13 protein-coding genes are annotated in these 13,538 nt (G+C 60.4%); 9 read left to right on the forward strand and 4 right to left on the reverse strand.

Annotated elements, in window-relative coordinates:
• Positions 1-52: 52 nt before the first annotated feature.
• Positions 53-994, forward strand: coding sequence for a CAF17-like 4Fe-4S cluster assembly/insertion protein YgfZ (gene ygfZ / locus AACY08_RS20840; protein WP_339471236.1), 942 nt, complete (start codon positions 53-55; stop codon positions 992-994).
• A gap of 36 nt (positions 995-1,030) precedes the next feature.
• Positions 1,031-1,852 carry an HDOD domain-containing protein gene (locus AACY08_RS20845; protein WP_339471237.1) on the forward strand — a complete coding sequence of 274 codons (822 nt, stop codon included), beginning with the start codon at positions 1,031-1,033 and terminating at the stop codon, positions 1,850-1,852.
• Here the strand turns inward: AACY08_RS20845 and AACY08_RS20850 are convergent, their stop codons facing one another.
• Together AACY08_RS20850 and AACY08_RS20855 are read right to left on the reverse strand one after the other, a co-directional pair.
• Positions 1,853-3,238, reverse strand: coding sequence for a sensor histidine kinase (locus tag AACY08_RS20850; RefSeq protein ID WP_339471238.1), 1,386 nt, complete (start codon positions 3,236-3,238; stop codon positions 1,853-1,855).
• Positions 3,231-3,902, reverse strand: a complete 672-nt coding sequence (locus AACY08_RS20855; RefSeq protein ID WP_010212220.1) for a response regulator — start codon at positions 3,900-3,902, stop codon at positions 3,231-3,233. Before AACY08_RS20855 ends, AACY08_RS20850 begins: the two co-directional genes overlap by 8 nt.
• 232 nt (positions 3,903-4,134) lie before the next feature.
• Between AACY08_RS20855 and AACY08_RS20860 the strand changes: the two genes are divergently transcribed.
• The 5 genes from AACY08_RS20860 (at position 4,135) to AACY08_RS20880 (ending at position 9,275) form a co-directional block, all read left to right on the forward strand.
• Positions 4,135-5,118 carry a Bug family tripartite tricarboxylate transporter substrate binding protein gene (locus AACY08_RS20860; protein ID WP_339414954.1) on the forward strand — a complete coding sequence of 328 codons (984 nt, stop codon included), beginning with the start codon at positions 4,135-4,137 and terminating at the stop codon, positions 5,116-5,118.
• Between the two features lie 60 nt (positions 5,119-5,178).
• Entirely contained in the window at positions 5,179-5,637 is a 459-nt protein-coding gene (locus AACY08_RS20865; protein WP_339471239.1) for a tripartite tricarboxylate transporter TctB family protein, read from the forward strand.
• A gap of 1 nt (position 5,638) precedes the next feature.
• Positions 5,639-7,153, forward strand: coding sequence for a tripartite tricarboxylate transporter permease (locus AACY08_RS20870; RefSeq protein ID WP_339414956.1), 1,515 nt, complete (start codon positions 5,639-5,641; stop codon positions 7,151-7,153).
• Complete coding sequence (locus AACY08_RS20875; protein ID WP_339471240.1) at positions 7,146-8,174, forward strand: AbrB family transcriptional regulator; 1,029 nt, start codon at positions 7,146-7,148, stop codon at positions 8,172-8,174. The genes AACY08_RS20870 and AACY08_RS20875 overlap by 8 nt, the downstream gene beginning before the upstream one ends.
• A gap of 162 nt (positions 8,175-8,336) precedes the next feature.
• Entirely contained in the window at positions 8,337-9,275 is a 939-nt protein-coding gene (locus tag AACY08_RS20880; protein WP_339471241.1) for a YncE family protein, read from the forward strand.
• A gap of 11 nt (positions 9,276-9,286) precedes the next feature.
• Here AACY08_RS20880 and ung read toward each other — a convergent pair whose 3' ends face one another.
• Complete coding sequence (gene ung, locus AACY08_RS20885) at positions 9,287-9,979, reverse strand: uracil-DNA glycosylase (RefSeq protein ID WP_339471242.1); 693 nt, start codon at positions 9,977-9,979, stop codon at positions 9,287-9,289.
• Positions 9,980-10,115: 136 nt separating this feature from the next.
• Here ung and AACY08_RS20890 point away from each other — a divergent pair, with 136 nt between their 5' ends.
• Positions 10,116-11,228, forward strand: coding sequence for an enoyl-CoA hydratase/isomerase family protein (locus tag AACY08_RS20890; RefSeq protein WP_339471243.1), 1,113 nt, complete (start codon positions 10,116-10,118; stop codon positions 11,226-11,228).
• A gap of 55 nt (positions 11,229-11,283) precedes the next feature.
• Here AACY08_RS20890 and AACY08_RS20895 read toward each other — a convergent pair whose 3' ends face one another.
• A complete protein-coding gene (locus tag AACY08_RS20895; RefSeq protein WP_339414961.1) occupies positions 11,284-11,646 on the reverse strand; it encodes a hypothetical protein in 363 nt (120 codons plus the stop codon).
• 300 nt (positions 11,647-11,946) lie between these two features.
• Here AACY08_RS20895 and AACY08_RS20900 point away from each other — a divergent pair, with 300 nt between their 5' ends.
• Positions 11,947-13,530 (forward strand): methyl-accepting chemotaxis protein, encoded by a 1,584-nt coding sequence (locus AACY08_RS20900; protein WP_445262036.1) that lies wholly within the window; start codon positions 11,947-11,949, stop codon positions 13,528-13,530.
• Positions 13,531-13,538: the final 8 nt, after the last annotated feature.

Raw genomic sequence — 13,538 nt, forward strand, 5'->3', positions numbered from 1 at the left:
TGCCGGGCGCCCCTCTATGATGCACCCATGACTTTTTGACCTGCGATGACCCATGGCTGACTCTGCTTTCTTCTGCCCCCTATCCCACGAAGGCGTTCTCGCCGTCCGAGGCGCCGACGCTGCCAAATTCCTTCAGGGCCAACTGACCTGCAACCTCAATTACCTGAGCGAGACCCAGGCCAGCCTCGGCGCGCGCTGCACACAAAAAGGACGTATGCAGTCGAGCTTTCGCATCCTGCTGCAAGGTGACGGCGTGTTACTGGCAATGGCCACTGAGCTGCTGGAACCGCAGTTGGCAGACCTGAAGAAGTACGCCGTGTTCTCCAAATCCAAGCTCACCGACGAAACCGCCGCCTGGGTGCGTTTCGGCCTCGTGAGCGCGAATCAGGCGTTGGCCAGCCTAGGCCTGGAACTGCCGGCCGAGACCGATAGCGTCGCCCGCAGCAACGCATTGATTGCCACCCGCGTGTCCCCTGAGCGCGCCGAACTCTGGGTACCCACCGAACACGCTGAGGCCGTGCACGAGCAACTGGCCAAGCAATTAAAAGAAACAGATTTGAATGATTGGCTCCTGGGTCAAATCCGCGCAGGTATTGGCCAGGTCATGCCGCAGACGCGCGAGCTGTTCATCCCGCAGATGCTCAACCTGCAAGCCGTGGGCGCCGTCAGCTTCAAGAAGGGCTGCTACACCGGCCAGGAAATCGTAGCGCGCATGCAGTACCTGGGAAAACTCAAACGTCGGCTGTACCGCTTGAGCCTCAATACCGCTGAAATGCCCGAGCCGGGCACGCCGTTGTTCTCTCCCAGCCATAACAGCTCGATCGGCGAAGTGGTCATTGCCGCAAAAGCTGACCAAAACGTTGAACTTCTGGCCGTATTGCAAGCCGAAGCTGCCGATAGTGGCGATGTGCATTTAGGCACGCTAGAAGGTCCCGCCTTACAGCTGCTTGACCTGCCTTACACACTCGACCGTGATCGAGAGATCCAGCGTTAGTCGCCATACCTTTTTGCAACACGCTAGAGAGCATGAATGAACGAGCTGGCGGAAAAAGTCCAACAGGCTTTAGTGACGGCCATCGACAACGATGACCTGGTTCTGCCGACATTGCCGGAAGTAGCCCTGAATATTCGTCAGGCCGCTGAAGACCCGGAAATCAGCATCAGCCACTTGAGCAAAGTGATCGGTCGCGATACCGCGCTGTCGGCTCGCCTGATAAAAGTGGTCAACAGCCCGCTGTTGCGTGCGACCCAGGAAGTCACCGACCTGCACACCGCCATCACCCGGCTGGGCACCAACTACAGCAGCAACCTCGCAATCGGCCTGGTCATGGAGCAGATTTTTCAAGCCCGCTCCGATGTGATTGATCAGAAAATGCGTGATGTGTGGCGTCGCAGCCTCGAAGTAGCGGGCGTCAGCTATGCCTTATGCCGCAGTCACAGCCAGCTCAAGCCCGACCAGGCGGCCCTCGGCGGCCTGGTGCACCAGATCGGCGTGCTGCCGATCCTGACGTACGCAGAAGACCACTATGAGCTGCTGTCGGACTCGGTCAGCCTCAACCATGTAATCGAGAGCATCCACCCGTTACTGGGCGACAAACTGCTAAGCGGCTGGGACTTTCCGGAAATGCTGGCGAAACTGCCCGGCCAGTACCTGGACCTGGAACGCGATTCGGCCAGACTCGACTACATCGATGTAGTGCAAGTCGCCGTGCTGTATTGCCATCGCGGCACCGATCACCCCCTGGCAAGCGTATCGGCCTCTACCCTGCCGGCGATCAAGAAACTGCGCATCGACCCCTACAGCGAATCCTTGCGCGCCGAGTTGGATGAAGCACGCTCGATGTTCTACTGATCAGCCCGCGATAAAACTCACCCGCACCTTCAACCCGGCCTGCTCGCCATCGTGCAGGCTGATCTGCGCCAGATGCGCCCGGCAGATTTCACCGACAATCGCCAACCCCAGGCCTGACCCCATGCCTTGTTGGCTACGGCGGTAGAAGCGTTCGAACACCCGATCCCGCTCATCCTGCGGAATACCGGGGCCGTCATCCTCCACTTCCAGCACCGCCGGTGCCGTTACACGCAGGATCACGTTGCCACCCGGCGTCGTATGAGCCAAGGCATTGTCCACTAGATTGCTCAACAGCTCATTCAACAGCGTTGGCTCACCGCGCAACCACACTGGCTCGTCGGCTTCCAACGCCAACGCCACGCCGCGTGCGTGGGCCAACGGCGCCATGGCCATGCCCAGCTCGCGAGCCAATTGGCTGAGGTCAAGTAGCTGCGCGCCGCCTTCGGCAATCGCTCGGGCACCGTTTTCGATGCGTGCCAGAGACAACAGTTGATTGGCCAGATGAGTCAGACGGTCAGTGCCCTGGGCCGCGGATTCCAAAGTACTGCGCCAGATGGCGGGATCTTCGGCGCGCAAGCCCAGTTCCAACCGGGCCTTCAGCGCTGCCAGCGGCGTACGCAACTCATGGGCCGCATCGGCAATAAACTGCGCCTGGCGCTCGAACTGGCCGCGCAGGCGCTCGGTGAAGTGGTTGAGGGACCGCACTAACGGGCCGAACTCGTGCTGCACTTCCACCAACGGCAAAGGACGCAAGTCGTCGGGCTGGCGCTCCTCCACCGCCGTGCGCAAACGCTCCAACGGCCGCAACGCCGCACTCACGGCAAACCACACCAGCAACAACGCGCCGATACCGAGCATGCCCAGGCGCAGCAAGGTGTCGGCCATCAGGCTGCGAGCCATGCTTACGCGCGCTTCATCGGTTTCGGCGACGCGGATTTCCGCCATGCCATTCATGTTGGGTTCAGAGACAGCCTTTAGCAGGCTCACCACACGCACTTCCTGGCCCTGATACACGGCGTCATAGAAACGTGCCAGTGCCGGATAGTCATCGGTGCGCGGCGTGCCCGGCGGTGGGCCGGGAAGGTTTTCGTAGCCGGAGATCAACTGCTGGTGGATGTCATTGACCTGGTAATAAATCCGGCCGGCACTGTCGTAGGCAAAAGTGTCCAGGGCGACGTAGGGCACATTGGCGCTCAAGGTGCCATCTACTTGGGTCAAGCCAGCGGCGATAGTGCGCGCCGAGGCCAGCAGTGTGCGGTCGTAGGCGGTATCTGCGGCCTCGCGGCCATTCCAGTAGGCGCTCATGCCGCTGGCGAACATCAACAACACCAGCAGCAGCGCCAGGTTCCACAGCAGGCGCCAGCGCAGGCTGCTGGGCTTATGCATCGCGAGCTTCCAGCAAGTACCCAAGGCCACGAAAGGTCACGATAGCGATGGGCTGGCCGTCGAGTTTCTTGCGCAGGCGGTGCACGTAGATTTCGATGGCATCCGGACTAGCCTCCTCATCCAGGCCGAACACCTGGGAGGCTAACTGCTCCTTGCTCATCACCCGACCCGGGCGAGCGATCAGCGCTTCGAGCACTGCTTGCTCACGGGAAGTAAGCGTCATCAGCTCACCACCCACGGTGAAACGCCGGGTGTCGAGGTCGTAGACCAGCACGCCGCAGGCCTGCTGACGCTCGCCACCCAACACGCTGCGCCGCAGCAACGCCTTGACCCGCGCCTCCAGCTCCGTCAATTCGAAAGGTTTGGCGAGGTAGTCGTCAGCCCCCAGGTTCAGGCCGTGTACGCGGTCCTTCACATCACTGCGTGCCGTCAACATCAGCACCGGCAAGTTTTTTCCACGGGCGCGCAAACGCGCGAGCACCTCGAAACCATCCATGCGTGGCAGCCCCACATCGAGTATCGCCGCCGCGTATTCCTCGCTGCTCAGGGCCAGGTCCGCCGCCACCCCATCGTGCAGCACGTCAACGGTCAAACCCGTGCTCTTGAGCGCTTGCGCAACACTTTCGGCGAGTTGCAGATGGTCTTCAACCAGCAAGACACGCATGGATTTCTACCTCATTCAGGCGTGGTCGGCACCGCGCATTGCCGGGCAGTTTACAGGCGCCGCCTGCCCTGTGAAGCCCGAAGACATTGAAAGGTGACTGAAAGGTTAGTGAAAGCTTCGCGCTTTAGCATCCAGCTACGGCAGGTTACGCCTGCCAAGCTATTTGAGTGATAGCAACCGAAAAACGCCTCGAAGCGTTTTCGTCCCAATAAGAACAATAATGGAGACAGGCATGACCCCTTCCCTTCGTAAATTCGCGCTCGCCGCCGGCTGCATGCTGTTTGCCGGCCAACTGTTAGCCGCTGATGAACCCAAGCGCCCGGAATGTATCGCCCCAGCATCGCCTGGCGGCGGCTTTGACCTTACTTGCAAACTGGCGCAAAGCGCGCTGGTCAACCAGAAGCTGCTGAGCAAGCCGATGCGCGTCACCTACATGCCTGGCGGCGTCGGTGCCGTGGCCTACAACGCGGTGGTTGCCCAACGCCCTGCGGACGGCGGCACCTTGGTTGCGTGGTCCAGCGGTTCGCTGTTGAACCTGGCCCAAGGCAAGTTCGGTCGCTTCGATGAAAGCGCCGTGCGTTGGTTGGCAGCGGTCGGCACCAGCTACGGCGCCATCGCGGTGAAAGCCGATTCGCCCTACAAGAACCTCGACGATCTCGTCAAAGCCTTGAAGAAAGATCCAGGCAGCGTAGTGATCGGTTCCGGCGGCACTGTGGGCAGCCAGGACTGGATGCAAACCGCGCTGATCGCCAGAGCCGCCGGAATCAACCCGCGCGAGCTGCGTTATGTGGCCTTGGAAGGCGGCGGTGAAATCGCCACCGCTCTGCTCGGCGGCCACATCCAAGTGGGCAGTACCGACATCTCCGACTCCATGCCGCACATCTTGAGCGGCGATATGCGTCTGCTGGCGGTGTTCTCCGAACAGCGCCTGGATGAGCCGGAAATGAAGAATATTCCGACCGCCAAAGAGCAAGGCTACGACATCGTCTGGCCGGTGGTTCGCGGTTTCTACCTGGGGCCAAAAGTCAGCGATGCCGACTACGCCTGGTGGAAGGACGCGTTCGACAAACTGCTGGCCTCTGAAGAGTTCGCCAAGCTGCGTGACCAGCGCGAGCTGTTCCCGTTTGCCATGACCGGCCCAGAGCTGGACACCTACGTGAAGAAACAGGTGGCTGACTACAAAGTGCTGGCCAAAGAGTTCGGCCTGATCCAGTAATCGCCCTTCTGTCGCGCGGCCACGCCCGTTTAAACACGCGGCGTGGCCCAGGAGTTCAACATGCTCTTACAACGCATTTTTGCCGCCGTGTTGCTGCTGGCCTGCGCCGGCCTCGCAGCGATGGCGTGGCGCTATCACGCCGCATTTTCATACGAACCAGTCGGGCCACGCGCCTTCCCGCTGCTGATGCTCGGGCTGATGAGCCTGGCGCTGATCTACATGCTGATTCGCCCGCAGCCAACTCGCCATACCGAAGAAGAACCCGCGCTGGACCGTGCCACCTTGATCAAGATCGGCGTGTGCGTCGGGCTGTTGATCGTGTTCGCAGGCACCTTCGAACCTCTGGGCTTCATCCTCAGCAGTATGCTGATCGGCATCCCGATGGCACGCCTGTACGGCGGCCGCTGGCTGCCCAGTGTGATGATCGTCAGCCTAATGGCCGTCGGGCTTTATCTGCTGTTCGATAAAGTCATGGATGTGCCGCTGCCCCTTGGCCTGCTCGACGTTCTGGAGAACTGATATGGATACTTTCGGCTACTTGGGCCAAGGCTTTGGCGTTGCACTGTCCCCCTACAACCTGATAACCGCGCTGTGCGGCACCCTGATCGGCACCGTGGTCGGCCTGTTGCCGGGCCTTGGCCCGATCAACGGCGTGGCGCTGTTGATTCCGATCGCCTTCGCCCTCGGCCTGCCGCCGGAATCGGCGCTGATCCTGCTGGCAGCCGTGTACCTGGGCTGCGAGTACGGTGGCCGGATCAGCTCGATCCTGCTCAACATTCCGGGCGAAGCGTCCACCGTGATGACCACCCTCGACGGCTACCCGATGGCCCGCAAAGGCCTGGCGGGTGTAGCGCTGTCGTTGTCGGCCTGGAGCTCATTCATCGGTGCGTTTATCGCTACCTGCGGCATGGTGCTGTTTGCGCCGCTGCTGGCCAAATGGGCGATTGCCTTCGGCCCGGCGGAATACTTCGTACTGATGGTATTCGCGATTGTCTGTCTCGGCGGGATGGCGGGTGATAAACCCCTGAAGACGTTTGTGGCGGCGCTGATCGGCCTGTTCCTCTCGGCGGTGGGCATCGACGCCAACAGCGGTGTGTACCGTTTTACCGGCGATAACATTCACCTCACCGACGGCATCCAGTTTGTGGTGTTGGTGCTGGGCTTGTTCTCCATCAGCGAGATCCTGTTGCTGCTGGAAAAAACCCACCGTGGTCAGGAAGCTGTGAAAGCGACCGGACGGATGATGTTCAACCTGAAGGAAGCATCTTCTGTCTTTGTAGTAAACATCCGTTGCGGACTGCTCGGTTTCATCATGGGCGTGTTGCCCGGTGCCGGTGCGACCTTGGCCTCGGCGGTTGCCTACATGACCGAAAAACGCCTGGCCGGTGCCAGCGGTACATTCGGCCAGGGCGACATGCGCGGCCTCGCCGCTCCGGAAACCGCGATCGGAGCGTCCGCCTGCGGTGCGCTGGTGCCGATGCTGACGCTTGGCGTACCCGGCTCGGGCACCACGGCGGTGATGATCGGCGCACTGTCGCTGTACAACATCACCCCTGGCCCGCTGCTGTTTCAACAGCAACCGGATATCGTCTGGGGCCTGATCGCCTCGCTGTTTATCGCCAACATCATGCTGGTGGTCCTCAACATCCCGATGATCCGTATCTTCACGCGCATCCTGGCCGTGCCAAACTGGGCGCTGGTGCCAGTGATCGCGATCATCACGGCGATTGGTGTCTACGCCGTTCACGCGACCACCTTCGACCTGTTCCTGATGGTGGGTATCGGCATCTTCGGTTACATCCTGCGCAAGCTCGACTTCCCGCTGTCGCCGGTGCTGCTGGGCTTTATCCTGGGCGGCTTGATGGAGCAGAACCTACGCCGTGCGTTGTCGATCTCCAACGGTGACCTGCAAATCCTCTGGTCGAGCCCGATCACCTTTGGTGTATGGGTACTGACTGCGCTGATGCTGGCCCTCCCGCTGGTGCGCATCTACCGCAAACGTGCCTTGCAGCGTCGTGCCGTGGCCGATGCCTGAGACCACCTTTAAACACTGGTGGGGAACACCGCTGGTCGGCCTGGCCGGCGGTTACCTGGCCAGCCTCGTCGGCTGGCCTTTGCCGTACATGGTCGGCTCGTTGCTGGCGATCATTCTGGTGCGTTGCCTCACGCCTTGGCAGTTGGCCGAGATACCCGGCGGGCGCAAATGCGGCCAATGGGTGGTGGGCATAGGCATTGGCCTGCACTTCACCCCGGTGATGATCGAGCAGGTAATGAGCCACTTCGGGCTGATTTTTTTTGGTGCGCTGGTCACCAGCCTGTCGAGCGTGGTCGGCGTGTGGTTGATGAGGCGCAGCGGTGAAGACCGCGCCACCGCATTTTTCTCCAGCATGCCGGGTGGCTCCGGTGAGATGGTCAACCTCGGCGCACGCAATGGCGCAGTGCTCAGCCGGGTCGCGGCGGGGCAAAGTTTGCGGGTGCTGGTGGTGGTGCTGTGTGTGCCGGCGATCTTCAAGTATCTGCTGGAAGGCGGCACCCCGCAGTTTCATCCGGCGCCGGTGAGTTGGCCTTGGTTGTTAGTCCTGTTTCCGATGGGTGCGCTGGTGGCCTGGTGCTGGCAGCGTTTGCGTCAGCCGAACCCGTGGTTGTTCGGCCCCTTGCTGGTGAGCGCCACTGCCAGTGTGGTCTGGGACCTGCATATCGGCCTACCCGACGGCGGCAGCCAGATTGGCCAATGGCTGATCGGCAGCGGTTTGGGCTGCCACTTCAATCGTCAGTTCTTTCGACGTGCGCCATCGTTCATGGGCCGCACCCTGATCGGCACGGCCTTGACCATGGCGCTGGCGACATTGGCGGCGTTGGGTTTGAGCGCCCTGACCCATCTGGACCTGCGCTCGCTGACCCTGGGCATGATGCCCGGCGGCATTGCCGAGATGAGCCTCACCGCCGAGACCCTGCAACTGTCGGTGCCGCTGGTGACGGCGATGCAGGTGATGCGCTTACTATTCGTGTTGTTTTTGGCGGAGCCGCTGTTCAGACACTGGAACCGCCTACCCTGAGCAGAGCCGCTGTGCAAAGGTCTCCCAGGAACCATGACCGCTCATCTGAACTGTCATTTTTCACAGGTAGTCAACCTCACTCACTGAGCGCTCAATCTGTGGTGCAGATCGCGTGAGTACAGGTGATGACTGCACCCTTTCCGCCTACTCGAATTGCTCATCATGACCAAACACAATGAGCCACGCCCACCGACCTCTGACGACGCCCCAAAACCTGCAGCGATTGTGGAAACCATCGCAGTACCAGGCGACCCCAATAGCCTGGTGATGAACCGTGCAGGCACACGTCTGTATGTGACAAGCGCTACAACGGGATCCATCACCGTCCTCGGCACCCAACCTCTGCGGGTAATACAGACCCTAACAGGCCTGGGTTCTCCCATAAGGATAGTAATCAGCCCGGATGACTCCCGGGTTTATGTGAGTGACAACAGTGTCGCGACTGGAACCCCCATCAACGTCATCGAAACCCTGAATAACACCGTAGTCAAAACCATCACAGGGCTCATCACGGTGAATGGCATGGCGCGGAACTCAACGGGTACAAGATTATATGTGGCTGATCACGGCGACTCGAAACTGGTTGCCTTTGATACCAGCACCTATCAACGAGTGAGTGAGACACCGGTGCATGGCCCTAAAGACGTGGTGATCGCACCGGACAACACGCGTGCTCACGTCGCCACGGATAGTCACGGCTGGGCCATCGTCGACCTCGCGAGCAATAATGTCACCGCGTATATCGGCATCGCCGCCGGCCCCCCCACGGCCATCGCTTACAGCCCGCGCTATCCAAACCTCTACATCACACACCGCGAAAGTGGAAAGGTGACCGTTGGCAATGCCTTGATCCCCGACGTCAGCAAAGAAATCAGCAACCTTGAGGGGCCTTGGGCCATTGCCTTCAATCGGCTCAGCGAAATGGCGTATATCTCTGAAACAGACGGGCGTCGGATCAGCATTATTGACACGCGTCTGAACCGCATCACCGGCACTATTGAAGGCTTCGACAAACCGCGGGGTATGGTTGTCGCCCCGGATGGCCGAAATCTATATGTCGCTGATATCGAGAATGGCTCGGTTTCGATGGTCAGGCTTTAGTACCGCGCGGATCAGACGGGCGGCAACCGCCACTCAATCGGTGCCTCGCCATTCTGCTCAAGAAACTTGTTGGTGCGGCTGAAATGCCCACAACCCAAGAACCCGCGATACGCCGACAACGGCGACGGGTGCACCGAGGTCAACACGAGGTGCTTGGTCGCATCGACCAACTTCTGCTTGCCCTGCGCATGTGCGCCCCACAGCAAAAACACCAAATGCGGCTGATGTTCGCTGACCACTTCGATAACCCGATCGGTAAAAAACTGCCAGCCCTTGCCCGCATGGGCGTTGGCGTTGGCACGCTCCACGGTCATGGTGGTGTTGAGCATCAAAACCCCTTGGTCAGCCCAGCTTTGCAGGTAACCATGATTGGGGATGTCGATGTTCAGGTCGCGCTTGAGCTCTTTATAGATATTCACCAGCGACGGCGGCGTCGGCACGCCCGGTTGCACCGAAAAGCACAGCCCATGAGCCTGGCCGGGACCGTGGTACGGGTCCTGGCCGAGGATCACCACTTTGACCTTGTCCAACGGCGTGGAATTGAGCGCATTGAAAATCAGCGGGCCCGGCGGGTAGATTTCTTTTCCGGCGGCATGTTCCTGGCGCAGAAACTCGCGCAACTGGACCATGTAGGGCTTGTCGAACTCATCGCGCAGGGCGTGTTTCCAGCTGGGTTCGAGTTTGATACGGTCGCCATCGGTCATAGTTGAATTGTCTTGTAAAAAAGAATGAGGCGAACCCTAGGAAAGCCGACTCCGCTTGTCAATTGATCTGACACCCCGCCGGCACTTTCTTACGAAGCGATCATACTGATCCTTCACCTTCTCGATTGAGGTCACGATGAACCTGCACTTCGAAGAGCTAACCGGCAGCGACGGTGCCCGCATCGGCATCGCCAGCCTCGATGCTGAACAGTCCCTCAATGCCCTCTCCTTGCCAATGATCCTCGCCCTCGGCGACCGCCTGGACACCTGGGCCAAGGACCCGAACATCGTGTGTGTGCTGTTGCGTGGCAACGGCCCCAAGGCGTTTTGCGCTGGCGGCGAAGTACGCAGCCTGGCCCAGGCCTGCCGTGAACATCCCGGCGAGGTGCCGCCATTGGCTGCGCAGTTTTTCGCCGCGGAATACCGCCTCGACTACCGCCTGCACACCTACCCCAAACCGCTGATCTGCTGGGGCCACGGTTATGTACTGGGCGGCGGCATGGGCCTGCTGCAAAGCGCGTCGGTGCGTATCGTCACCCCGAGCAGCCGGTTGGCAATGCCGGAGATCAGTATCGGCTTGTATCCGGACGTGGGCGCTAGCTGGTTCCTGTCGCGCCTGCCGGGCAAACTCGGCTTGTTCCTTGGCCTGACCGGCGCGCACATCAACGGTCGCGACGCCTTGGACCTTGGCCTGGCCGACCGCTTCCTGCGCGACGATCAACAAGACGAACTGCTGGATGGCCTGCTGCAACTGAACTGGCAGGAACAGACCTCGGTGCAACTCAATAGCCTGCTCAAAGCGCTTGCTCAGGAAGCCGTCGATCAGAAACCCGAAGCGCAATGGCTGCCGCGGCGCGCACAGATCGACGAATGGTTGGACGTGGGCGATGTGCGTTGTGCCTGGCGCGCCTTGAGCCGACTGCGTGAGCACGCCGATCCGTTGTTCAGCCGTGCCGGCGAAACGCTGACCGAGGGCTGCCCACTGACCGCCCATCTGGTATGGGAGCAGATCCAGCGCGCCCGGCATTTGTCCCTGGCCCAAGTGTTCCAGATGGAATACACCCTTAGTCTCAATTGCTGCCGCCACCCGGAGTTCAGCGAAGGCGTGCGTGCGCGACTGATCGACAAGGACCAGACGCCCCATTGGCATTGGCCCGATATCAATACCGTCCCAGAAACGGTGGTGCAGGCGCATTTCAATAAGGCGTGGGAAGGCCGCCATCCGCTGGCTGACTTGTCTGATTACTGATTATTGGCGCCCATAAAAAAGCGGCGCTTCATGCGCCGCTTGCCATGCGGGTCTGTCAACGGTGACCGCCGCGACCACCTCCGTGGTCGGAACCGCGACCATGCCCGCCATTACCCCAACGGTCGCTACCCCAGCCTTGATTCGGATAAGGCCGGTAACCGGCGCGCGGCCCGTAATAGCGCGGCGCAGGCTGGTAATAACGCGGTGCCGAGTAATAACGCGGTTGGGGGGCGTAATAGCGCGGCGAAGGGTAATAGTCACGGCGGTAAGGATACGCCGCGCCACCGCCGTAGTAGTACACCGGCGCCGGTGAGGTGTAGACCTCAGAACGGTAATAGCTCTGGCCTCCATCGTAATAGGGCACACAGGCAGAAAGGGTCAGACCGAGTAAAGCACTGAGCAGCAGTCGTCGATACATGGCGGCCTCCTGGACCGCGGAAGAGCACCTCCAGCGACGCTGAAGGGCGGCATTCAGCTTTCACTGAATGACGAAATATCTGACATCAAAAACCGAATCTGGTGCGCTTTCGCAACAGCTTGATACATCTGCGCGCACTTTAACGTTTCAGTAAATTTAGCTAGCTCGAAACTTTGCCAATTGCGATGACATCACTATGACATCGCGCGAAGCCAGGGAGGCTCTACCGTGCGCCTTTCGCGACTATGACCGGACTCGCCCCATGAAAATATCAACCAAACTGCTGCTTTCATTCCTTCTATGTGCGCTGGTCACCCTCGGGGTCGGCCTGCTGGGCATCAAAGGGGGGGGCGCCTCGCCACAGCATTGGAGCAGACGTTCTCCAACAATCTGGTGTCCGTCAGCAATACGGCGGCCACCCTCAATGGCTTGGTCGCGCATAACCGGGGCCTGTACCGATTGATGGATGCAAGCAAGGGCGACGTCTCCACCCAGGACCGCGATCGCGTGCGCCAGGACATCGCCAACGAACTCAAGCGCAGCCAGGCGGTTTACGCTACCTACCGCGCAACACCGCTGGAAGATGACGAACGGGCAGCGGGAGATAAACTCGACCAGATTTGGCCCGCTTATATCAGCAGCTCCGAACGCATCATGGCGCTGCTCGACAGCGGCCAGGTCGAACAGGCCCGCACCCAGCTCAACACCGCCAACAACGAACTCTTCCGTGAGGCGCGCGAGTTGATCCGCGTGATGATCGAATCCAATAACCGCCAGATCAAGGAAGGCGTCGTCGCCGCCGATGAGCTGCGCGGCAGTACGTTGGCGTGGATGATCAGTGGCATTGTCCTGGCCTTCATCATTGCCATCACCATTGGGGTGTTGATCACCCGCCTGATCACCCGCCCTATCGCCCAGGCTGTGGAAAGCGCACAACGCATTGCCAAGGGCGACCTGACCCAGGCCATCCTCTCCGAACGCACCGACGAAGCCGGGCAATTGCTGATGGCACTGGCGGATATGCAGGGCGGCTTGAAAAGCACCCTGATGGAAATCGCCAAAGCTTCCGACCAGCTCGCTTCAGCCGCCGAAGAATTGAGTGCGGTCACCGATGAAAGCAGCCGTGGCCTGACCCGTCAGAATGATGAGATCCAACAGGCCGCTACGGCCGTGAACCAGATGACCGCTGCGGTGGACGAAGTGGCGAGCAACGCCGTATCGACCTCAGAGGCTTCGCGCCAGGCCACCAGCGAGGCCGAGGACGGTCGCCAGCAAGTCGAACAGGCCGTGTCCGGCATGAGTTCGATGGTGAGTGAAATCGACGATTCCACGCAATCGGTCGCAGATCTCGCCGGGCAAGTGCGGGAAATCGGCAAGGTGATCGATGTGATCCGTGGCATCGCCGACCAGACCAACCTGCTGGCCCTCAACGCCGCCATTGAAGCGGCCCGCGCGGGCGAGCAAGGTCGCGGTTTTGCAGTGGTCGCCGATGAGGTGCGTGCACTGGCGCATCGCACTCAGATCTCCACGGTCGACATCGAAAAAATGATTGGCGAAGTGCAAGTCGGCGCTGATGGTGCGGTCGCGGCAATGAACAAGAGCCTGACCTGGGCCAACAATACCCAGGCCCTTGCGCAAAACGCCGGTGAAGCACTGCAACGCATCACCGCCAGTGTGGCGATGATCAATGAACGCAACCTGGTGATCGCCTCCGCATCGGAGGAGCAAGCCCAGGTGGCCCGCGAAGTAGACCGCAACCTGCTGAATATCCAGGACCTGTACACCCAGACGGCCGCCGGTGCCAACCAGACCAATGCCGACAGCCAGGACCTGTCGCGCCTGGCCACGTCCTTCAATGCATTGGTCAGCAAGTTCCAGCTCTAAGTAGCCTG

The organism is Pseudomonas sp. EL_65y_Pfl1_R83 (assembly GCF_963970695.1).
Taxonomy (GTDB): Bacteria; Pseudomonadota; Gammaproteobacteria; order Pseudomonadales; family Pseudomonadaceae; genus Aquipseudomonas; species Aquipseudomonas tritici.

Excerpts from the sequence above, each read along its gene's own strand:
- ygfZ (WP_339471236.1), top strand. The coding sequence starts at position 53 with ATGGCTGACTCTGCTTTCTTCTGCCCCCTATCCCACGAAGGCGTTCTC.
- AACY08_RS20845 (WP_339471237.1), top strand. The coding sequence starts at position 1,031 with ATGAACGAGCTGGCGGAAAAAGTCCAACAGGCTTTAGTGACGGCCATC.
- AACY08_RS20850 (WP_339471238.1), bottom strand. The coding sequence starts at position 3,238 with ATGCATAAGCCCAGCAGCCTGCGCTGGCGCCTGCTGTGGAACCTGGCG.
- AACY08_RS20855 (WP_010212220.1), bottom strand. The coding sequence starts at position 3,902 with ATGCGTGTCTTGCTGGTTGAAGACCATCTGCAACTCGCCGAAAGTGTT.
- AACY08_RS20860 (WP_339414954.1), top strand. The coding sequence starts at position 4,135 with ATGACCCCTTCCCTTCGTAAATTCGCGCTCGCCGCCGGCTGCATGCTG.
- AACY08_RS20865 (WP_339471239.1), top strand. The coding sequence starts at position 5,179 with ATGCTCTTACAACGCATTTTTGCCGCCGTGTTGCTGCTGGCCTGCGCC.
- AACY08_RS20870 (WP_339414956.1), top strand. The coding sequence starts at position 5,639 with ATGGATACTTTCGGCTACTTGGGCCAAGGCTTTGGCGTTGCACTGTCC.
- AACY08_RS20875 (WP_339471240.1), top strand. The coding sequence starts at position 7,146 with ATGCCTGAGACCACCTTTAAACACTGGTGGGGAACACCGCTGGTCGGC.
- AACY08_RS20880 (WP_339471241.1), top strand. The coding sequence starts at position 8,337 with ATGACCAAACACAATGAGCCACGCCCACCGACCTCTGACGACGCCCCA.
- ung (WP_339471242.1), bottom strand. The coding sequence starts at position 9,979 with ATGACCGATGGCGACCGTATCAAACTCGAACCCAGCTGGAAACACGCC.
- AACY08_RS20890 (WP_339471243.1), top strand. The coding sequence starts at position 10,116 with ATGAACCTGCACTTCGAAGAGCTAACCGGCAGCGACGGTGCCCGCATC.
- AACY08_RS20895 (WP_339414961.1), bottom strand. The coding sequence starts at position 11,646 with ATGTATCGACGACTGCTGCTCAGTGCTTTACTCGGTCTGACCCTTTCT.
- AACY08_RS20900 (WP_445262036.1), top strand. The coding sequence starts at position 11,947 with ATGTGCGCTGGTCACCCTCGGGGTCGGCCTGCTGGGCATCAAAGGGGG.